Source organism: Streptomyces sp. Y2F8-2 (assembly GCF_014905555.1).
GTDB lineage: Bacteria > Actinomycetota > Actinomycetes > Streptomycetales > Streptomycetaceae > Streptomyces > Streptomyces cynarae.
In genome coordinates this window covers 81416-102293 of sequence record NZ_BNGS01000007.1, presented here as the reverse complement: position 1 = coordinate 102293, position 20878 = coordinate 81416, and the positions used below count along the sequence as shown (strand labels likewise).

The 20878-nt window shown below is 72.1% G+C and carries 21 protein-coding genes; 19 read left to right on the top strand and 2 right to left on the bottom strand.

Annotation, left to right across the window (positions count from 1 at the left end; translation table 11 throughout):
* Positions 1–62: 62 nt before the first annotated feature.
* The 8 genes from SY2F82_RS23645 to SY2F82_RS23610 all read left to right on the top strand — a co-directional run bounded on the left by SY2F82_RS23645 (position 63) and on the right by SY2F82_RS23610 (position 8712).
* Positions 63–1169 (top strand): quinone-dependent dihydroorotate dehydrogenase, encoded by a 1107-nt coding sequence (locus SY2F82_RS23645; protein ID WP_200421183.1) that lies wholly within the window; start codon positions 63–65, stop codon positions 1167–1169.
* Positions 1166–2011, top strand: a complete 846-nt coding sequence (pyrF, locus tag SY2F82_RS23640) for an orotidine-5'-phosphate decarboxylase (RefSeq protein ID WP_200421182.1) — start codon at positions 1166–1168, stop codon at positions 2009–2011. Before SY2F82_RS23645 ends, pyrF begins: the two co-directional genes overlap by 4 nt.
* Positions 2012–2319: 308 nt before the next feature.
* Positions 2320–2643 (top strand): integration host factor, encoded by a 324-nt coding sequence (locus SY2F82_RS23635; RefSeq protein WP_103844829.1) that lies wholly within the window; start codon positions 2320–2322, stop codon positions 2641–2643.
* A gap of 37 nt (positions 2644–2680) precedes the next feature.
* Positions 2681–3238 (top strand): guanylate kinase, encoded by a 558-nt coding sequence (gene gmk, locus SY2F82_RS23630; protein ID WP_200421181.1) that lies wholly within the window; start codon positions 2681–2683, stop codon positions 3236–3238.
* A 51-nt stretch (positions 3239–3289) separates the two neighbouring features.
* The gene (rpoZ, locus tag SY2F82_RS23625; protein WP_200421180.1) at positions 3290–3562 is read left to right on the top strand and encodes a DNA-directed RNA polymerase subunit omega; all 273 of its coding nucleotides are present in this window, start codon (positions 3290–3292) and stop codon (positions 3560–3562) included.
* A gap of 143 nt (positions 3563–3705) precedes the next feature.
* Positions 3706–4908, top strand: a complete 1203-nt coding sequence (coaBC, locus tag SY2F82_RS23620; protein ID WP_200421179.1) for a bifunctional phosphopantothenoylcysteine decarboxylase/phosphopantothenate--cysteine ligase CoaBC — start codon at positions 3706–3708, stop codon at positions 4906–4908.
* Between the two features lie 239 nt (positions 4909–5147).
* Positions 5148–6356, top strand: a complete 1209-nt coding sequence (gene metK, locus SY2F82_RS23615; protein ID WP_200421178.1) for a methionine adenosyltransferase — start codon at positions 5148–5150, stop codon at positions 6354–6356.
* A 205-nt stretch (positions 6357–6561) separates the two neighbouring features.
* Entirely contained in the window at positions 6562–8712 is a 2151-nt protein-coding gene (locus tag SY2F82_RS23610; RefSeq protein WP_200421177.1) for a primosomal protein N', read from the top strand.
* A 105-nt stretch (positions 8713–8817) separates the two neighbouring features.
* Here SY2F82_RS23610 and SY2F82_RS23605 read toward each other — a convergent pair whose 3' ends face one another.
* Positions 8818–9351 (bottom strand): hypothetical protein, encoded by a 534-nt coding sequence (locus SY2F82_RS23605; RefSeq protein ID WP_200421176.1) that lies wholly within the window; start codon positions 9349–9351, stop codon positions 8818–8820.
* A gap of 279 nt (positions 9352–9630) precedes the next feature.
* Here SY2F82_RS23605 and fmt point away from each other — a divergent pair, with 279 nt between their 5' ends.
* From fmt to SY2F82_RS23555, 10 genes are all read left to right on the top strand, one after another.
* Complete coding sequence (gene fmt / locus SY2F82_RS23600) at positions 9631–10566, top strand: methionyl-tRNA formyltransferase (protein ID WP_200421175.1); 936 nt, start codon at positions 9631–9633, stop codon at positions 10564–10566.
* A gap of 132 nt (positions 10567–10698) precedes the next feature.
* Positions 10699–12117, top strand: coding sequence for an RsmB/NOP family class I SAM-dependent RNA methyltransferase (locus tag SY2F82_RS23595; RefSeq protein ID WP_200421174.1), 1419 nt, complete (start codon positions 10699–10701; stop codon positions 12115–12117).
* A gap of 237 nt (positions 12118–12354) precedes the next feature.
* The gene (rpe, locus tag SY2F82_RS23590) at positions 12355–13041 is read left to right on the top strand and encodes a ribulose-phosphate 3-epimerase (protein WP_200421173.1); all 687 of its coding nucleotides are present in this window, start codon (positions 12355–12357) and stop codon (positions 13039–13041) included.
* 78 nt (positions 13042–13119) lie between these two features.
* Positions 13120–14163 carry a sugar-binding transcriptional regulator gene (locus SY2F82_RS23585; RefSeq protein WP_200421490.1) on the top strand — a complete coding sequence of 348 codons (1044 nt, stop codon included), beginning with the start codon at positions 13120–13122 and terminating at the stop codon, positions 14161–14163.
* A 40-nt stretch (positions 14164–14203) separates the two neighbouring features.
* Entirely contained in the window at positions 14204–14602 is a 399-nt protein-coding gene (locus SY2F82_RS23580; protein WP_200421172.1) for a ribonuclease domain-containing protein, read from the top strand.
* Entirely contained in the window at positions 14599–14919 is a 321-nt protein-coding gene (locus tag SY2F82_RS23575; protein ID WP_200421171.1) for a barstar family protein, read from the top strand. Before SY2F82_RS23580 ends, SY2F82_RS23575 begins: the two co-directional genes overlap by 4 nt.
* Positions 14920–15059: 140 nt before the next feature.
* On the top strand, positions 15060–16502 hold the full coding sequence (locus SY2F82_RS23570) for a GuaB1 family IMP dehydrogenase-related protein (protein ID WP_200421170.1): 1443 nt from the start codon (positions 15060–15062) through the stop codon (positions 16500–16502).
* A 115-nt stretch (positions 16503–16617) separates the two neighbouring features.
* Complete coding sequence (locus SY2F82_RS23565; protein ID WP_200421169.1) at positions 16618–17181, top strand: GNAT family N-acetyltransferase; 564 nt, start codon at positions 16618–16620, stop codon at positions 17179–17181.
* 177 nt (positions 17182–17358) lie between these two features.
* Positions 17359–18852, top strand: a complete 1494-nt coding sequence (locus SY2F82_RS23560; RefSeq protein ID WP_200421168.1) for an amino acid permease — start codon at positions 17359–17361, stop codon at positions 18850–18852.
* 10 nt (positions 18853–18862) lie between these two features.
* Positions 18863–19315, top strand: a complete 453-nt coding sequence (locus SY2F82_RS23555; RefSeq protein ID WP_103845108.1) for an Lrp/AsnC family transcriptional regulator — start codon at positions 18863–18865, stop codon at positions 19313–19315.
* Between the two features lie 6 nt (positions 19316–19321).
* Here SY2F82_RS23555 and SY2F82_RS23550 read toward each other — a convergent pair whose 3' ends face one another.
* Positions 19322–19783, bottom strand: a complete 462-nt coding sequence (locus SY2F82_RS23550; protein WP_200421167.1) for a hypothetical protein — start codon at positions 19781–19783, stop codon at positions 19322–19324.
* 289 nt (positions 19784–20072) lie between these two features.
* Here SY2F82_RS23550 and SY2F82_RS23545 point away from each other — a divergent pair, with 289 nt between their 5' ends.
* Positions 20073–20861: a carbon-nitrogen hydrolase family protein gene (locus SY2F82_RS23545; protein ID WP_200421166.1), complete on the top strand. Its 789-nt coding sequence runs from the start codon at positions 20073–20075 to the stop codon at positions 20859–20861.
* Positions 20862–20878 lie beyond the last annotated feature (17 nt).

Genomic DNA, 20878 nt, shown 5'->3' with positions numbered 1-20878 from the left:
GACGAGGGGGACACCGAAAACGGTGTCCCCCTCTTCATGAGCATCATGAGGACTCCCGAGACATGTACAAGCTTTTCTTCCGCCTGGTCTTCCAGCGGATGGACCCGGAGCAGGCCCACTACCTGGCCTTCCGCTGGATCCGCCTCGCCGCCCGCATCCCGGTGCTGCGCACCTTCCTGGCGGCCGCCCTCGCGCCCCGGTACAAGGAGCTGCGCACGGAGGCCTTCGGGCTGCGCATGCACGGCCCGTTCGGGCTGGCCGCCGGCTTCGACAAGAACGCCGTCGCGATCGACGGGATGTCGATGCTGGGCTTCGACCACGTCGAGATCGGCACGGTGACGGGGGAGCCGCAGCCCGGCAACCCGAAGAAGAGGCTGTTCCGCCTCGTCGCGGACCGTGCGCTGATCAACCGCATGGGTTTCAACAACGAGGGGTCGCTCGCCGTCGCCGCGCGCCTGGCGTCCCGTACGCCGGTGTTCAGGACGGTGGTGGGCGTCAACATCGGCAAGACCAAGGTCGTCCCGGAGGCCGAGGCCGCCCAGGACTACGTGAAGTCGACCGAGCGGCTCGCGCCCCACGCCGACTACCTGGTGGTCAACGTCTCCTCCCCGAACACGCCGGGCCTGCGCAACCTGCAGGCCACCGAGGCGCTGCGCCCGCTGCTGACCGCCGTCCGCGAGGCCGCGGACCGTACGGTCCCCGCACGGCGCGTCCCGCTCCTCGTCAAGATCGCCCCGGATCTCGCCGACGAGGACATCGACGCCGTCGCCGACCTGGCGGTGGAGCTGGGCCTGGACGGGATCATCGCCACGAACACCACCATCGCCCGCGAGGGGCTCGGCCTGAGGTCGCAGCCCGCACTCGTGAAGGAGACCGGCGGGCTGTCGGGCGCGCCGCTGAAAACGCGCTCCCTGGAGGTGCTGAGGCGCCTCTACGCGCGCGTGGGCGACCGCATCACCCTGGTGGGCGTCGGCGGCATCGAGACCGCTGAGGACGCCTGGCAGCGCATCCTGGCCGGTGCCACGCTGGTGCAGGGCTACAGCGCCTTCATCTACGAGGGGCCCTTCTGGAGCCGGGCCATCCACAAGGGACTCCGCGCCCGCCTCCGTACGAGCCCGTACGCCACCCTCGCCGACGCGGTCGGCGCCGACGTAAGGAAGGCCGCATGAGTCCTCTGGAGCCCTTCGGCGCGCGTCTGCGCCGCGCCATGGACGAGCGCGGCCCGCTGTGCGTCGGGATCGACCCGCACGCCTCGCTGCTCACCGAGTGGGGCCTGAACGACGATGTCGCCGGGCTGGAGCGGTTCAGCCGCACCGTCGTGGAGGCCATGGCCGACCGGGTCGCCGTGCTCAAGCCGCAGAGCGCGTTCTTCGAGCGGTTCGGGTCGCGCGGCGTCGCCGTCCTGGAGAAGGCGGTCGCCGAGGCGCGGGCGGCCGGGGCGCTGGTCGTCATGGACGCCAAGCGCGGCGACATCGGCTCGACCATGGCCGCGTACGCCGAGTCCTTCCTGCACAAGGACGCCCCGCTGTTCTCCGACGCGCTCACGGTCTCGCCGTACCTCGGCTACGGCTCCCTGAAGCCGGCCGTGGAGCTGGCCCGGGAGAGCGGAGCCGGGCTGTTCGTGCTCACCCTGACCTCCAACCCGGAGGGCGGCGAGGTGCAGCACGCCCTGCGGTCCGACGGACGGAACGTCGGAGCGACGATGCTCGCCCACCTCGCGGCCGAGAACGCGGGGGAGGAGCCTCTCGGCTCCTTCGGCGCGGTCGTCGGCGCCACGCTCGGCGACCTGTCGTCGTACGACCTGGACATCAACGGGCCGCTCCTCGCCCCCGGCATCGGTGCCCAGGGGGCCACTCCGGCCGATCTCCCGGCCGTGTTCGGCGCGGCGGTCCGCAATGTCGTCCCGAACGTCAGTCGGGGTGTTCTTCGTCACGGTCCCGATGTCGTCGCGCTGCGTGACGCCGCGCAACGCTTCGCAGACGAGACCCGGAACGCCCTGGACGCGGCGTAGCGCCGCGCGGGGGCGCGCGGGCGCGTGGAAGAGTCTTCCAGGACGGCTCGAGGTCTGGATACATCCTCAAATCCGGGGCAGTATGTCCGAAAGGCCCGTCTCAACAGAGGCTGACCAGGACTTTTCCGCTGTTCTCGCTGACTCTGGCGGACTTGCCCGCTAGTCTCCGACGAGTGAGGGCACCTCCCGCGCCCTCAAGGCAGTGGGGGAGAACGGGCAAGCGTGTTGCTCGTGGCTCCCCAGGTGTGGGGCGACTAGGTTCCTCACCGGTCCGTATCCGACAGTTCGACATCCGAGGTGACGTAGGCGTGGCTCTTCCGCCCCTTACCCCCGAACAGCGCGCAGCCGCGCTCGAAAAGGCCGCCGCGGCTCGCCGGGAGCGGGCCGAGGTCAAGAATCGACTCAAGCACTCCGGCGCCTCCCTTCACGAGGTCATCAAGCAGGGCCAGGAGAACGACGTCATCGGCAAGATGAAGGTCTCCGCCCTCCTCGAGTCCCTGCCGGGCGTGGGCAAGGTCCGCGCCAAGCAGATCATGGAGCGACTCGGCATCTCCGAGAGCCGCCGCGTGCGGGGCCTCGGTTCCAACCAGATCGCCTCTCTCGAGCGCGAGTTCGGCGGCACTGCCAGCTGAGTCCGGGGCACTCCGGGATTGCTGGAATAATCGCTGCATGAGTGAACGTCCGCGGCTGACCGTGCTCTCCGGCCCCTCGGGGGTCGGCAAGAGCACGGTCGTCGCCCATATGCGCAAGGAACACCCCGAGGTCTGGCTCTCGGTGTCGGCGACGACCCGCGCGCCCCGCCCCGGGGAACGGCACGGAGTCCACTACTTCTTCGTCACCGACGACGAGATGGACAAGCTGATCGCCAACGGCGAACTGCTGGAGTGGGCCGAGTTCGCAGGCAACCGCTACGGGACGCCGCGGGCGGCCGTGATCGAGCACCTGGAGGCCGGGGTGCCGGTCCTGCTGGAGATCGATCTCCAGGGTGCCCGGCAGGTCCGCGAGTCGATGCCCGAGGCGCAGCTCGTGTTCCTGGCTCCTCCCTCCTGGGAGGAGCTCGTGCGCAGACTCACCGGGCGGGGCACTGAGCCGCCCGAGGTCATCGAGCGCCGCCTGGAGGCGGCCAAGACAGAGCTGGCGGCCGAGCCCGAGTTCGACGAGACCCTGGTCAACACCTCGGTCGAGGACGTGGCGCGCGAGCTGCTAGCCTTGATGAACGTTGTGTGATCAGGGTTGTGTGATCAGGTCTGATCTTTCCCATCTTTCGGAAGGTAGAGCGTGTCCTCTTCCATCACCGCGCCCGAGGGCATCATCAACCCGCCGATCGACGAGCTCCTCGAGGCCACCGACTCGAAGTACAGCCTCGTGATCTACGCGGCCAAGCGGGCCCGCCAGATCAATGCGTACTACTCGCAGCTCGGTGAGGGCCTCCTCGAGTACGTCGGTCCGCTCGTGGACACCCACGTCCACGAGAAGCCGCTTTCGATCGCTCTGCGCGAGATCAACGCGGGTCTGCTGACCTCCGAGTCCGTCGAGGGCCCGGCCCAGTGACCACGCGGTGGCAATAAGTAGTATCTACTGATCACAGTAGACTTTTCCACAGGCCCGGCAGTGAGACTGTCGGGCCTGTGGTGTCTCATAGACGCGTACGCCGATGAGCCGCGGCGTACAGGTGTCGAGTGCGGGGAGGCCCGGTGGGCAAGCCGAAGGTCGTTCTGGGGGTCAGTGGCGGCATCGCCGCCTACAAGGCGTGCGAGCTGCTGCGCAGACTGACCGAGTCCGGGCATGACGTCCGCGTCGTGCCGACCGCCTCCGCGCTGCACTTCGTCGGCGCCGCCACCTGGTCCGCCCTCTCCGGCAACCCGGTCTCCACGGAGGTCTGGGACGACGTCCACGAGGTCCCGCACGTCCGCATCGGCCAGAGCGCCGACCTGGTGGTGGTCGCCCCGGCCACCGCCGACACGCTCGCCAAGGCCGCCCACGGCCTCGCCGACGACCTCCTCACCAACACCCTCCTGACCGCCCGCTGCCCGGTCGTCTTCGCCCCGGCCATGCACACGGAGATGTGGGAGCACCCGGCCACACAGGAGAACGTGGCGACGCTGCGCCGCCGCGGCGCCGTCGTCGTCGAACCGGCGGTCGGCCGGCTGACCGGCGTCGACACCGGCAAGGGCCGACTGCCCGAACCGGCCGAGATCTTCGAGATCTGCCGCCGGGTACTCGCCCGAGTCGTCAGCGAGCCCGACCTCGCGGGGCGGCACGTCGTCGTCAGCGCCGGCGGCACCCGTGAGCCCCTCGACCCCGTCCGCTTCCTCGGCAACCGCTCCTCCGGCAAGCAGGGCTACGCCCTCGCGCGCACGGCCGCGGCCCGCGGCGCCCGCGTCACCCTGATCGCGGCGAACACGGGCCTGCCCGACCCGGCCGGAGTCGACGTCATACCGGTGGAGACCGCGGTGCAGCTGCGCGAGGCGGTCCTCAAGGCGGCCGCGGACGCCGACGCAGTGGTGATGGCGGCGGCGGTGGCGGACTTCCGCCCGGCGACCTACGCACCGGGGAAGATCAAGAAGAAGGACGGGCAGGACCCGGAGCCCATCACCCTGGTCAGGAACCCCGACATCCTGGCGGAGATCTCGGCCGACCGCGCCCGCCCGGACCAGATCGTCGTCGGCTTCGCCGCGGAGACCGACGACGTGCTGGCGAACGGCCGGGCGAAGCTGGCGCGCAAGGGCTGCGACCTGCTCGTGGTGAACGAGGTGGGGGAGCGCAAGACCTTCGGCTCCGAGGAGAACGAGGCGGTCGTGCTGGGCGCCGACGGCAGCGAGACCCCGGTGCCGCACGGGCCCAAGGAGGCCCTCGCCGAGACGGTGTGGGACCTCGTCTCCCACCGCCTCACCTGAACATGTCCTGCACTTCACGGCACGTTCAAGCCCCGGACATTGCCGCGTGGCGACCCTGGAAAGAGCGCTGGCCATTCGGCAGAATGCCCGTGCCGCAGGTCACAGGGCTCCCGAGAGGCGAGACACCTGGGCCGGTGGCAGAGCGCGACCGATAAACTGTTTCTCGGACGACGCCGGGCGCAGCCCCCGTCCCGTCCGCCCATGATCAGCCAGCAGCCGCTGCAACCCCAGGGAGCGTTGTGTCCCGTCGCCTGTTCACCTCGGAGTCCGTGACCGAGGGCCACCCCGACAAGATCGCTGACCAGATCAGCGACACCATTCTCGACGCGCTTCTGCGCGAGGACCCGACGTCCCGGGTCGCCGTGGAGACGCTGATCACGACCGGCCTGGTACACGTGGCCGGTGAGGTCACGACCAAGGCGTACGCGGACATCGCGACGCTGGTTCGCAACAAGATCCTCGAGATCGGCTACGACTCGTCGAAGAAGGGCTTCGACGGCGCGTCCTGTGGTGTGTCGGTGTCGATCGGCGCGCAGTCCCCGGACATCGCGCAGGGTGTGGACACGGCGTACGAGACCCGTGTCGAGGGCGACGACGACGAGCTGGACCGGCAGGGCGCCGGTGACCAGGGCCTGATGTTCGGTTACGCGTCGGACGAGACGCCGACGCTGATGCCGCTGCCGGTCTTCCTGGCGCACCGCCTGTCCAAGCGCCTGTCCGACGTCCGCAAGAACGGCACGATCCCCTACCTGCGCCCGGACGGCAAGACGCAGGTCACCATCGAGTACGACGGTGACAAGGCGGTCCGTCTGGACACGGTGGTCGTCTCCTCGCAGCACGCGAGCGACATCGACCTGGACTCGCTGCTCGCCCCCGACATCCGCGAGTTCGTGGTCGAGCCGGAGCTGAAGGCGCTGCTGGAGGACGGCATCAAGCTCGAGACCGACGGCTACCGCCTGCTGGTCAACCCGACCGGCCGCTTCGAGATCGGCGGCCCGATGGGTGACGCGGGCCTGACCGGCCGGAAGATCATCATCGACACGTACGGCGGCATGGCCCGCCACGGCGGTGGCGCGTTCTCCGGCAAGGACCCGTCCAAGGTGGACCGCTCGGCCGCGTACGCGATGCGCTGGGTCGCCAAGAACGTGGTCGCCGCGGGCCTGGCCTCCCGCTGCGAGGTCCAGGTGGCGTACGCGATCGGCAAGGCCGAGCCGGTGGGTCTGTTCGTGGAGACCTTCGGCACGGCCAAGGTCGACGCCGAGAAGATCGAGCACGCCATCACCGAGGTCTTCGACCTCCGCCCGGCCGCGATCATCCGCGACCTCGACCTGCTCCGTCCCATCTACGCCCAGACCGCGGCGTACGGGCACTTCGGCCGCGAGCTGCCCGACTTCACCTGGGAGCGCACGGACCGGGTGGAGGCCCTGCGCAAGGCGGCGGGTCTGTAAGCCCTCCAGCACGGTTGTCACGAGGCCCGGCACCCTTCGAGGTGGCCGGGCCTCGGCGCGTGGAAAAAGGCCCCGCAGAGCGGGCACAGGGCCCGGTGGCCCAGGGGCCTGCGTTCGCGGCGGCCTGATGCGGAAGACGGACCCTGCGCGGGCGGAGTCGTTCCGGCGGACGTCGCTGTCAGTGGCGTTTGGTAAGAATGCAAGCGTGAGCAGCGAGAACGGGCAGCAGCGGGCGGGCGGGCCGGACGCCGCGCCGCCCGAGCAGCTTGCCCTGCTGCGGGACGCGGTGCGCAAGGCCAAGGAGCCCCGGGCCAAGCCGCGGACCTGGCGGGGGGCCTCGCCGGCGAAGGAACTGCCCGTCGCGCGGGTGGTGGTCGACAAGGGCGTGCTGCATCTGGACCGCTACTTCGACTACGCCGTGCCGGAGGAGCTCGACGCCGTCGCCCGGCCAGGGGTCAGGGTCCGGGTGCGGTTCGGGGCCGGCGGGCGCATGGTGCGGGAGGGACGGCGCGAGGGCGGCGGGCTCATCGACGGGTTTCTGGTCGAGCGGGTGGCCGAGTCCGACTACGCGGGGCCCCTCGCGGCGCTCGCGCAGGTCGTGTCACCCGAGCCCGTCCTCTCGCCCGAGCTGCTGGGCCTTGCCCGCGCCGTCGCCGACCGTTATGCCGGCAGCCTCGCGGACGTACTCCAGCTCGCGGTCCCCCCACGGCACGCGCGCGCGGAGGCCGCTGAGTCGGGCAGGCCGCCGGCGCCTCCGTCGGCGCCGGAGCCCGGATCCTGGCGGCGGTACGGGCGGGGCGCGGACTTCCTGCGGTCGCTGGCCTCCGGTGGTGTGCCCCGGGCCGTGTGGACCGCCCTTCCCGGGCCCCAGTGGGCGCAGGAGATCGCCCGGGCCGTGCAGGCCACGCTCGCCTCCGGGCGGGGCGCCCTGGTCGTCGTGCCCGCCGGGCGGGCCGTGGCACGGGTCGACACCGCGCTGCGGGAGTTGATCGGCGAGGGGCAGCATGCCGTGCTGACCGCCGATGCAGGACAGGAGCGGCGGTACCGGGAATGGCTCGCCGTGCGCAGGGGGGCCGTGCGGGCCGTCGTCGGGACACGGGCCGCCATGTTCGCGCCCGTGCGGAACCTGGGGCTCGTCGTCGTGTGGGACGACGGCGACGCCGGCCACAGCGACGACCACGCCCCCTTCCCCCATGTCCGCGAGGTGCTGGAGCTGCGCGCCACCCGCGAGAAGTGCGGCTTCCTGCTCGGGAGCTGGACCTGCACCGTCGAGGCCGCCCAGCTGGTGGAGAGCGGATGGGCCGCACCGCTGGTCGCCGACCGCGAGCAGGTGCGCGCCACCGCACCGCTCGTACGGACGGTGGGTGACAGGGACCTCGCACGCGACGAGGCGGCGCGGGCCGCACGGCTGCCCACGCTCGCCTGGGAGGTCGCGCGGGAGGGACTGCGGCAGGGACCGGTTCTGGTGCAGGTGCCCCGGCGCGGCTATGTGCCCCGAATGGCCTGCGCGCAGTGCCGGGCCCCCGCGCGCTGCCGGCACTGCGCCGGGCCGCTGGCCGGGCAGGAGGCCGGGGAGCTGAGGTGCGCCTGGTGCGGGCGGGAGGAGAGTGCCTGGCACTGTCCGGAGTGCGGCGGGTTCCGGCTGCGGGCCCAGATCGTGGGGGCGCGGCGGACCGCGGAGGAGCTGGGGCGGGCCTTCCCTGCTGTTCCGGTGCGGACCTCGGGGCGCGAGCAGGTGCTGGACACGGTGCCGGGGACACCCGCCCTGGTGGTCAGCACCCCGGGGGCCGAGCCCGTCGCCGAGGGCGGGTACGCGGCGGCGCTGCTCCTGGACGGATGGGCCATGCTGGGCCGGCCTGATCTGCGGGCGGGCGAGGACGCTCTGCGGCGGTGGATCGGCGCGAGCGCGCTGGTGCGGCCGCAGTCCGTGGGCGGCACGGTCGTGATCGTCGCCGAGCCGACGCTACGGCCCGTTCAGGCGCTCGTCCGGTGGGATCCCGTCGGGCACGCCCTGCGCGAACTGGCCGAGCGGGCGGAGCTGGGGTTTCCACCGGTGTCGCGGATGGCGGCGGTGTCGGGACCGGCCGAGGCCGTCGCGGACTTCCTCGCCGGCGCCCGTCTCCCGCCCGCCGCAGAGGTGTTGGGGCCCGTCCCGCTGCCGGTGACCGAAGCCGGGCGGCCCCGCAGGGTCGGGGGGCCGCCGCCGGGGGAGCGCTGGGAGCGGGCACTGGTCCGCGTACCGCCCGGGAGCGGGGCCGCACTGGCGACCGCCCTGAAGACCGCGCTGGCCACCCGGACGGCACGGGCCGGCGGCGACGCGGTACGGATCCGGATCGATCCGCCGGACATCGGGTGACGGCCGCCATCGGGCCGGGGCACCGGGGACGGAGCCGACCGGTCGTGCGGCTCGGGACGGGACTGCCTCCCGGTGCGGCCGGGAGGCAGAGCTGTAGCGGCCGCCTCAGCCGTTGCGCGGTCCGGGGAAGGCTGTCGACCTCGCCTCGTCGCGAAGAGTGGGGCTGCCCGCCGTCGGCTGGGTCGGCAGCGAGCGGGCCGCCGGCACCGTGGGGATGCCCGAGCCCACGTTGATCGTGCGGGTACCGGACGGTTCCGCCGCACGATCGGTCTCGGCGGCCGCCTGCGCGGCGGCACGGCGGGCGCCGTAACGGCGGTGGACCGCCTGCTTGGTGACTCCGAGCGCGGAGCCCACGGCGTCCCACGAGAAGCCGAGCGAGCGGTCGAAGTCCACGGCCGCGGTGACCAGGGTCTCGACACTGTCCCGCAGCTCCTGGGCGAGACGGACGGTCGGAGCGGGAGCGCGTCCGTAGACGACGAAGCCCGTGGACGGGCCGGAGCGCCGCGGGCGGTAGACATTGCCCAACTGGGCGGTGAGGGTGCGCAGTGCGTCCACCTGCCGGCGGACCCGCTCGATGTCCCGCACCAGCAAGTGCAGGCTGGCCCGGGCCTGGGCGTCGTGGGTTGCATGGTCGGCCATGAACAAGCCTCTCGAACCGGCGTTGAAAAGGATCGGGCCGCTACAGCGGCCCGCTTGTGGTCAACTCTTTCTTGACCAACGCGCATTCGGGCCTGTGGTCACGCTGCGGGGGCGTAAGAGCATATGCGTACGCCCCCGGCGGACGGCGTGCGCTGCGAGCCCCCGCCTGCGGCCGGGCGCGCCCCGCCACGTCCTAGACTGGTGCGCCGCCCGCAGGCCCGGTCCGGCCGGGATCTGTGGGTCCGTCAGAACTCCCGCCCGAGAGGCCGTCACCCACCCATGAAGCTCGTCTTCGCAGGTACCCCCGAGGTCGCCGTTCCCGCGCTGGACGCTCTGATCGCGTCGGGCCGGCACGAGGTGGCCGCCGTCGTCACCCGGCCCGACGCACCGGCCGGGCGCGGGCGCAGGCTCGTCGCCAGCCCCGTCGCCGAGCGGGCGGAGGAGGCCGGTATCGAGGTCCTCAAGCCGGCCAGGCCGCGGGACGAGGACTTCCTCGCACGCCTCAGGGAGATCGCGCCCGACTGCTGCCCCGTCGTCGCCTACGGCGCGCTCCTGCCCCGTGTCGCCCTCGACATCCCCGCCCACGGCTGGGTCAACCTGCACTTCTCCCTGCTGCCCGCCTGGCGCGGCGCCGCCCCCGTGCAGCACTCCATCATGGCGGGCGACGAGATCACCGGTGCCTCCACCTTCCTCATCGAGGAGGGACTGGACTCCGGTCCCGTCTACGGCACCGTCACCGAGCGGATCCGGCCCACCGACACCAGTGGCGACCTGCTCACCCGGCTCGCCTTCGCCGGTGCCGGACTCCTCGAGGCCACCATGGACGGCATCGAGGACGGCACCCTCAAGGCCGTGCCGCAGCCCGCCGACGGCGTCACGCTCGCCCCGAAGATCACCGTCGAGGACGCGCAGATCGACTGGTCCGCGCCCGCGTTGCGCGTCGACCGCGTGGTGCGCGCCTGCACACCCGCACCCGGCGCCTGGACGACCTTCCGCGGCGAACGGCTCAAGCTCATCCAGGTCACGCCCCGGCCCGAGGTGACGGACATCGCACCCGGGCGGCTGTCCGTCGGCAAGAACAACGTGTACGTCGGCACCGGTTCGCACGCGGTCGAACTGGTGTGGGTGCAGGCCCAGGGCAAGAAGCCGATGAAGGCCGCGGACTGGGCGCGCGGGGTGCGCATCGGCGCCGTGGAAACCCTGGGGGGTGTCTGACGAAGCCCGCCGGGGCGCGACGCGAATGGTCGGACACCCCTGGCGGCAGACCCGCCGACCTCTGCGTCGGCCCGATATTGCGCGGACGTACGCTGTAAGCGCACGCCGTCCCACAACCGGAGCACCTTTTTCGTGACCGAGCAGTCCCGCCGTCCCCGCAAGCCCGGCAAGCCCTACCGTCGGCCCCAGAAGGACCCCGTCCGCATCCTCGCCTTCGACGCCCTGCGGGCGGTGGACGAGCGGGACGCGTACGCCAACCTCGTCCTGCCCCCGCTGCTGAGCAAGGCGCGTGAGAAGGGCGACATCGACGGGCGGGACGCGGCGCTCGCCACCGAGCTGGTGTACGGCACACTGCGCAGGCAGGGCACGTACGACGCCATACTCTCCGCCTGCGTCGACCGGCCGCTGCGCGACGTCGACCCGCCCGTGCTGGACGTGCTGAGCCTCGGCGTCCACCAGCTGCTCGGTACGCGGATCCCCACCCACGCCGCGGTGTCCGCGACCGTCGAGCTGGCCCGCGTGGTGCTCGGCGACGGGCGGGCCAAGTTCGTCAACGCCGTTCTGCGCAAGGTCGCCCAGGACGACCTCGACGCCTGGCTGGAGCGGGTGGCACCCCCGTACGACGAGGACCCCGAGGACCACCTCGCCGTCGTGCACTCGCACCCGCGCTGGGTCGTCTCCGCCCTGTGGGACTCCCTCGGCGGCGGACGAGCCGGCATCGAGGAACTCCTCGCGGCGGACAACGAACGTCCCGAGGTCACCCTCGTCGCCCGGCCCGGCCGCTCCACCACGGAGGAACTCCTCGGCGAGCCCGCCGCGTTGCCGGGCCGCTGGTCGCCGTACGCCGTCCGGCTCACCGAGGGCGGCGAGCCCGGCTCGGTGGAGGCCGTACGTGAGGGCCGTGCGGGCGTCCAGGACGAGGGCAGCCAACTCGTCGCGCTCGCCCTCGCGGGCGCGCCCCTCGACGGGCCCGACCGGGCCTGGCTGGACGGGTGCGCCGGGCCCGGCGGCAAGGCCGCCCTGCTCGCCGCACTCGCCGCCGGGCGCGGAGCCGTGCTGCTGGCCTCCGAGAAGCAGCCGCACCGGGCCGGCCTGGTGGCGAAGGCGCTGGCCGGGAATCCCGGCCCGTACCAGGTGGTCGCCGCCGACGGCACCCGGCCGCCGTGGCGGCCCGGCACCTTCGACCGGGTCCTGATGGACGTGCCCTGCACGGGTCTCGGCGCCCTGCGCCGCCGCCCCGAGGCGCGCTGGCGCCGCCGGCCCGAGGACCTCGACGGGTTCGCCCCGCTGCAGCGCTCCCTGCTGCGCACGGCCCTGGAGTCCGTACGTGTCGGAGGCGTCGTCGGCTACGCCACCTGCTCGCCGCACCTGGCCGAGACCCGCGCGGTGGTCGACGACGTCCTCAAGCAGTACCGCGACGCCGAACTCATCGACGCCCGACCGCTGCTGCCGGGCGTGCCGGACCTGGGCGACGGCCCGGACATCCAGCTCTGGCCGCATCTGCACGGGACGGACGCCATGTACCTGGCCCTCATCCGCCGCACCGGCTGAACGCGCGACGGCCCGTGCCGCTCGCCGGGCCGGAACTTCGGCCGCGGATGGACGGTGAGGACCGGCTGGGCCTGCCCGACCGGCCCGCGGATGCGGTGCGGGACCGTGCCGGTGAGCCCCTGGTGGGTGCGGCCGGACATGACGGTGGCCGTGCCGTCCGGGCCCACGGCGCGGAGCGAAGCGGTCTGGCAGGGTACCGGCGCGAGCAACCGGGGCAGGGCATGGCAGGCTTGGGGCATGGCCGTGCAGATCAACCCCAGCATCCTGTCCGCAGACTTCGCCCGCCTCGCCGAGCAGGCGAAGGCCGTGGAGGGCGCCGACTGGCTCCACGTCGACGTGATGGACAACCACTTCGTCCCCAACCTCACGCTCGGCGTGCCGGTCGTGGAGTCCCTGGCCCGGTCGACGGACACCCCGCTGGACTGCCATCTGATGATCCAGGACGCCGATCGGTGGGCACCCCAGTACGTCGAAGCGGGTGCCTCGTCCGTCACCTTCCACGTCGAGGCGGCGGCGGCCCCGGTGCGGCTCGCCCGCGAGATCCGCGCCAAGGGCGCCCGGGCCTCCATGGCCCTCAAGCCCGCGACGCCCATCGAGCCGTACGAGGACCTGCTGCCCGAGCTGGACATGCTGCTGATCATGACGGTCGAGCCCGGCTTCGGCGGCCAGGCCTTCCTGGACATCATGCTGCCCAAGATCCGCCGCACCCGTGAGCTGATCAGCAAGCACGGTCTGGAGCTGTGGCTGCAGGTCGACGGCGGCGTCTCGGCCTCCACCATCGAACAGTGCGCGGAGGCGGGAGCGGACGTCTTCGTGGCCGGTTCGGCGGTGTACGGGGCGGCCGACCCGGCCGCCGCGGTACGTGCATTGCGCACCCAGGCGGAGCGGGCGACGGCCCGGGCCTCCTGGGCGTGCGACGAGTGAGACAACGGAACCTGAACGCCGACCGTCCGGGCTGATCGACTGCGCTGGATCTGCAAGGATGAACGGCGAATGCAGAGTGTGAACAGCAGTGAGGAGATGGCCGTGTCGGGTATGTCGGCGGGCCGGTCAGCCATGCGGATGGGACCCGCTGAGCTGGTGCAGGCGGCGGCCATGGCCCGTCGCTTCTATCTCGAGGGCAAGTCCAAGATCCAGATCGCGGAGGAGTTCGGCGTCAGCCGCTTCAAAGTGGCCCGGGTCCTGGAGACCGCCCTCGAACGGGATCTCGTGCGCATCGAGATCCGTGTTCCGGCCGAGCTGGACGCCGAGCGCTCCGACGCGCTGCGCGCCCGCTACGGCCTCAGGCACGCCGTCGTGGTCGAGTCCCCGGCCGAGGTCGAGGAGTCGCCCGACCCCGAGAACCTCGGTGAGGTGGCCGCCGACCTGCTCGGCGAGCTGGTCACCGAGGGCGATGTGCTGGGCCTGGCCTGGGGCCGCTCCACCATCCACATGGCGGCGGCCCTCGACCGGCTGCCGCCGTGCACGGTGGTGCAGCTGACGGGCGTGTACGACGCCGGGACCTCCGAGCGGGGCTCGGTGGAGGCCGTGCGCCGTGCCGCGCAGGTCTCGGGCGGTGACGCGCACCCGATCTACGCGCCGATGCTGCTCCCGGACGCCGCGACCGCGGCGGCCCTGCGCAACCAGACGGGGATCGCCCGCGCCTTCGAGTACTTCGACAAGGTGACGGTCGCCTGTGTCTCCATCGGTTCCTGGGAGCCCGGTATCTCCACGGTGCACGACATGCTCACCGAGGAGGAGCGCGCCCACTACGCCTCCCTCGGTGTCGCCGCCGAGATGGCCGCGCACCTCTTCGACGGCGAGGGCCGCCGGGTCGGACGGGACCTGGGGGAGCGCTGCATCACCGTCAAGGCGGACCAGCTCCGCCGTATCCCCGAGGTGGTCGCGATCGCGGGCGGGCAGCGCAAGGCGTCCGCGATCGACGCGGTGCTGCGCTCCGGGCTCGTCACCAGCCTCGTGACGGACACGGCGGCGGCGGACTACCTGATGACGGCGGGCCCGACGCCGACGCCCGCGTTGCACCGGGCGGACCCTGACGGGCCCTGACAGGACCTCCGGGCGGGGCGGCTGTGGCAGCATCGGCAGCATGCTGCCGCGGTCCGTCCTCCGCCTGCTCGCGGGGCTCCTCGTCTGTCTGGCCGCCCTGCTCGCCGGGTGCTCGGCCACGGACACCGTCACCCGCGCGCCCGCCCCGTCGTGGGCCGGGCACATGGCCACGGTCCAGGAGAACCGGCTCCCCGCCGAGGCCCGGCACACCCTCGCCCTCATCGACAAGGGCGGCCCCTACCCCTACGCGCGGGACGGCACCGTCTTCGGCAACTTCGAGCACCGGCTCCCCGCGCACCCGCGCGGCTACTACCACGAGTACACGGTGCCGACCCCCGGGGCGCACGACCGCGGAGCCCGGCGCATCGTCACCGGGCAGGGCGGGGAGACCTACTACACCGACGACCACTACGACACGTTCCGGGCGGTGCTGAGATGACCGACGACCTGGGGGAACGGTTCCTGGTCACGCTGGATCTGGACGGTGTCGCCGACAAGGCGGCGTTCATGGAGCGGGTCGTGCGCGCCCTGGACCTGCCGTACTGGTTCGGCCGCAACTGGGACGCGCTCGCCGACTCGCTCACCGACGACACCGTCTGGCCCGAGCCGGCCGTCGAGCGCGGCCTGCTGCTCGTCGTACGCGGCTGGGAGGAGTACGCGAGCGCGTGCCCCGAGGAGTGGGAGACCGCCCGGGAGGTGTTCACCGAGGCGGCGGACCAGATGCCGGGCCTGTCCGTGGCGCTGACGCTTGGATGAACCCACAAAGACCCTTCTGACCTGCCTGGATGATTCGCCCGGGGTTCGTGGGGCGCCCGTCATGGGAGAATGAAGTACGTGCTCTTCCCCCTGGCTGACCTGTCCGGGGGCCACCTCTGATCGACTGGGATGTGCAGCACGTGCGTTTCCTCAATGACATCCAGCCTGCCTATGACCTGACCTACGACGACGTCTTCATGGTGCCGAGCCGCTCCTCCGTCGGCTCCCGCCAGGACGTGGACCTCGCCTCCCCGGACGGCACGGGCACGACCATCCCGATCGTCGTCGCCAACATGACCGCCATCGCCGGCCGCCGCATGGCGGAGACGGTGGCGCGGCGCGGCGGCCTGGTCGTCATACCGCAGGACATCCCGATCGACGTGGTCACCGAGGTCATCTCCTGGGTCAAGGGCCGCCATCTCGTGCTGGACACCCCGATCGTGCTGGCCCCGCACCAGACCGTCGCCGACGCCCTCGCGCTGCTGCCGAAGCGCGCGCACAACGCGGGTGTGGTCGTCGACGAGGGGCACCGGCCGATCGGCGTGGTCACGGACGCCGACCTCTCCGGCGTGGACCGCTTCACCCAGCTCGAAGTGGTCATGTCCAAGGACCTGCTGCTGCTCGACGCCGGCATCGACCCGCGCGAGGCCTTCAACGTCCTCGACACCGCCAACCGCCGCTACGCGCCCGCCGTCGACGAGGACGGCAAGCTCGCCGGCATCCTCACCCGCAAGGGCGCCCTGCGGGCCACGCTCTACACGCCTGCGACGGACGCGCACGGCAGGCTGCGCATCGCCGCCGCCGTCGGCATCAACGGCGACGCGGTGGGCAAGGCCAAGCAGCTGCTCGACGCGGGCGTCGACACGCTGGTCATCGACACCGCGCACGGCCATCAGGAGTCGATGATCAACACCCTGAGGGCGGTTCGGGCGCTGGACCCGCAGGTTCCGCTCGTGGCGGGCAACATCGTCGCGGCCGAGGGCGTGCGTGACCTGATCGAGGCCGGAGCGGACATCGTCAAGGTCGGTGTGGGGCCCGGTGCCATGTGCACCACGCGCATGATGACCGGCGTCGGCCGTCCGCAGTTCTCGGCCGTCCTGGAGTGCGCCGCCGAGGCGAAGAAGTTCGGCAAGCACGTGTGGGCCGACGGCGGTGTCCGCCACCCTCGCGACGTCGCGATGGCGCTGGCGGCGGGCGCGTCCAACGTGATGATCGGCTCCTGGTTCGCGGGCACGTACGAGTCGCCCGGCGACCTCCAGCAGGACGCGAACGGCCGGCTGTACAAGGAGTCGTTCGGCATGGCCTCGGCGCGGGCGGTCCGCAACCGCACGTCGGAGGAGTCCGCGTACGACCGCGCCCGCAAGGGGCTGTTCGAGGAGGGCATCTCGACGTCCCGGATGTTCCTCGACCCGGCCCGCCCGGGCGTCGAGGACCTGATCGACTCGGTCATCGCGGGCGTCCGGTCCTCCTGCACCTACGCCGGTGCCGGTTCCCTGGAGGAGTTCGCGGAACGGGCCGTCGTCGGCATCCAGAGCGCGGCGGGCTACGCGGAGGGCAAGCCGCTGCACGCCAGCTGGAGCTGACACAACTCCCGCGCGCGGCCCCTGTCGTCCCGTCGTCGGGACAGTGGGGGCCGTCGGTCTGCCCGGCCGGAAAACCGGGAGAGCGCGGCGGACCGGCTCGCCTACGGTCGGGACCATGGAGATCACCATCTGTCAGGCCGCCGACGTGGCGCTGCTCGACCGGTACATCGGCTCCGCCGGGGCCACCTCGTTCCACGCCCGGCGGTTCGCACGGCAGGAGGCGGGGGAGAGCACGTACCTCGTCGCCTGGACCGAGGGACGGCCCGTCGGGCACGCCGAGGTCCGTTGGAACGGCTGTGCGGCGTCCGAGGTACGGGCCGCGCGGGCCGGCTGCCCCGAGATCAACGGGCTCGGCGTATGGCCCGAGGAGCTGCGCTCCCGGGGCATCGGAAGCGCGCTGATCCGCGCGGCCGAAGACCTGGCGCGCGGTCGTGGCCGCTCGGTGATCGGCCTGGGTGTCGCCGCGGACAACCCGCGCGCGGCGGCCCTGTACGCGCGGCTCGGCTACCGGCCCCTCACCGCCTACGTGGACCGCTGGTCGTACGAGGACGCCGACGGTGTGGCGCACGAGTGCGCCGACCCGTGCACCTTCCTGATCAAGGAACTGCCGGCGGGAGCCGGGAGCCCGGCGGGTGCAAACATCAAAAGCGCCTGCGCAACAAATCCGCGTGAGCGGTGAATCAACGCAATGATCTTGCGGAGATGCGCAAGGTTGCTGCATTACGCCCGTGAAGGCCCGGCTCATAGGGTCTGCGCTGTACGTGGCGTGGCGAGGACCCCGCTCGGCGGTCCCCGCCCCCTGGGGCGCCGCCGGTCCCGCCCGCCCCCTTGACCGGCAGCGATAAGGAGCCGACGCGTGCTCGACCAAGGCGCACCCCCGCAGTCCCGCAGTCATCCAGCCCCCGGCGTCCCCGGCCTCGGCGCGCGTCTGATGCGCCGCAAGCCGGTGGAACGCCTGGTTGCCGAGGGTGGCCAGGGCGAGGGAGGGACCCTGCGGCGGTCCCTCGGGCTGTGGCAACTCACCATGATCAGCATCGGTGCCACGCTCGGCACCGGCATCTTCGTGGTCCTCGGCGAGGCCGTGCCGAAGGCCGGACCCGCCGTCACCCTCTCCTTCGTGATCGCCGGCCTCACCGCCCTCTTCTCCGCCCTGTCGTACGCCGAGCTGGCGGGCACGATCCCAGTCTCCGGATCCTCCTACTCGTACGCATACGCAACGATGGGCGAGCTGATCGCCTGGATCTGCGGCTGGTGCCTGGTCCTCGAGTACGGCGTGTCGGTGGCCGCCGTCGCCGTCGGCTGGGGCCAGTACCTCAACGAGCTGCTGGACGGCACCATCGGCGTCACCATCCCCGCAGCGCTGTCGGCGCCGCCCGGGGACGGCGGCGTGTTCAACCTGCCGGCGCTGATCGTCGTGCTGCTCGCCATGGCGTTCCTGCTCGGCGGAGCCAAGGAGTCCGCCCGAGCCAACACGATCATGGTCATGGTGAAGATCGCCGCGCTGGTGCTGTTCTGCCTGATCGGCATCCAGGGCTTCCGCTCGGGCAACTACGCGAACTTCATGCCGCTCGGCATGGCCGGCGTCAGTGCCGCGGGGGCCACGCTCTTCTTCTCCTACATCGGCTTCGACGCCGCCTCCACGGCCGGTGAGGAGGCGAAGAACGCGCAGCGCGACCTGCCGCGCGCCATCATGCTGTCGCTGGTCATCGTCACGGCGCTGTACGTCGTCGTCGCGGCCGTCGCCGTGGGCGCGAAGCCCTGGCGCCGGTTCAACGACTCCGAGGCCGCGCTCGCCCAGATCATGAAGGACGTCACCGGGCAGACGTTCTGGGGCACCCTCCTCGCGGCCTGCGCGGTCATCGCCATCGCGAGCGTGGTCCTGACCGTGCTCTACGGCCAGACCCGCATCCTCTTCGCGATGTCCCGCGACGGCCTGGTGCCCAAGGTGTTCTCACGGGTCCACCCGAAGACCGGCACGCCCCGCGCCAACACGCTCATCGTGTCCGTCTTCTGCGGTGTGCTCGCCGCCGCGATCCCGCTCGGCCAGCTCGCCGACGCCACCAGCATCGGCACGCTGTTCGCCTTCGCGCTGGTCAATGTCGCGGTCGTGGTGCTGCGCCGGACCCGTCCGCACATGACCCGCACCTTCCGGGTGCCGCTGTCGCCGGTGCTGCCCGCGCTCGGCTTCGCCTTCTGCGTGTGGATGATGGGCAGCCTCTCAGCCGTCACCTGGGTGGTCTTCGGGGTCTGGATGGCCGTCGGGCTCGTGTTCTACTTCCTGTATGGCCACCGGCGGTCCCGGCTGGCCGCCGCGGACCCCGCGGGTACCGAAGTCGTCACAGAGAAGTGAACCACCCGCCTTGCTGAACGATCTCGACGAACGCATCGTGCACGCCCTCGCCGAGGACGCCCGCCGCTCCTACGCGGACATCGGGCAACTGGTCGGCCTGTCCGCGCCCGCCGTGAAACGGCGCGTGGACCGGCTTCGCGCGACCGGTGCCATCACCGGGTTCACCGTCCGGGTGGACCCGGGGGCGCTCGGCTGGGAGACCGAGGGGTTCGTCGAGATCTACTGCCGGCGCAACACCTCGCCGGAGACCATCCAGCGGGGCCTGGAGCGCTACCAGGAGGTCGTGGCCGCCTCCACCGTCACGGGCGAGGCGGACGCGATCGCCCAGGTCTTCGCCTCCGACATGCGCCACTTCGAGCGCGTGCTGGAGCGCATCGCGGGCGAGCCGTTCGTCGAACGGACGAAGTCGGTCCTGGTCCTGTCCCCGCTGCTGCGCCGCTTCTCGTCGGGCGCACCCGGCTGATGCACGTCACCTGGACCGGCGCCGGATCGCGGACAGCAGGCGCCGCATGCCGGCCGCATGCCCGCCGGTACCGATGACGAGTCGCCGGTAGAGGCCGCCGGACAGTCCGGGGAAGAGCGCTCGGGTCTCGGCACGCAGACGCGAGCGGCCGGGACCGGCCGGTTCGAGGCGGAAGATCAAGGCGTACGACGAGAAACGGTGGCGTCCGGAGAGCACCGGCTCCCGCCCCGGGACGGCGGAGACCACCCGGAATCCGGGCAGCCCGGGCCCCTGGGCCGGCGGTCGCGGGCCGGACGCCGCCAGGTCGGCGCAGCCGACCAGGCGGGCGTAGCGAGCCGCGCCGGGGCCCCCGAAAGAACGGTCCAATACGTCGCCGATGCTCGACCACACGGCATCGGGCTCCGCCGCTACGACCGTCGTGTGCTCGTCGACGTACGGCAGCGCCACGATGCCACCCGGCACGTCCATGAGGCCCCCTCCGCCCTGCGTGCTGCTGCGCCACGGCCATGGTCGCCCAGCACGTGGTCGGGGTGCAGTCCGCAGCGCCCGAACGGTGAGCGCCCGAACGGTGACAACGGCGCAACGGCGCCACTGCCCAGGGCGAGCGGGGGCCGCGCAACGAATCGCCGTAGAAGGCCCGGCGGACGCAACGAATCGCTCGTCGGCGCGCAACGGCTCCTTCTTGTCCGGCCCAAGGTGCCGACCGTACCGTCTAATCGACCCCCGAACCCCCTTCCGTACCGGTGGAGAAACACGCATGCGCACCGCCCTGCTCCAGAGCTCCGGACATCCCGGCTCGGTCGGCGAGAACCTCAAGGTCCTCGACCAGGCCGCGGGGCGTGCCGCCGCCGCGGGCGCCGGGCTGCTGGTCGCGCCGGAGATGTTCCTCACCGGGTACGCGATCGGCGATGACATCGCCCGGCTCGCCGAGCCCGCCGACGGCGACTGGGCGGACGCGATCGCCGAGATCTCCTCCCGGCACGGTCTCGCGGTCGCCTACGGCTACCCGGAGCGGGAGGGCGAGACGGTCTACAACTCCGCCCAGCTGATCTCCGCCGACGGCACCCGCCTCGCGAACTACCGCAAGACCCACCTGTTCGGCTGTTTCGAACGCGACCACTTCACCCCGGGCGACCAGCCGGTCGTCCAGGCGGAACTCGACGGTCTGCGCGTCGGCATCATGATCTGCTACGACGTGGAGTTCCCGGAGAACGTCCGCGCCCACGCCCTGGCCGGCACCGACCTCCTGGTCGTTCCCACGGCGCAGATGCATCCGTTCCAGTTCGTCGCCGAGTCCCTCGTGCCGGTGCGGGCCTTCGAGAACCAGATGTACGTCGCCTACGTCAACCGGGTCGGCCAGGAAGGCGAGTTCGAGTTCGTCGGGCTCTCCACCCTGGCCGGTCCCGACGGGGTCGCCCGGGCCCGGGCCGGCCGCGTCGAGGAACTCGTCCTCGCCGACGTCGACCCCGTCCATCTCGCCGCCTCCCGCGAGGCGAACCCGTACCTGAAGGACCGCCGCCCCGGCCTCTACGGGTCCCTGGTCTGACCCCTCATCCTTCCGAG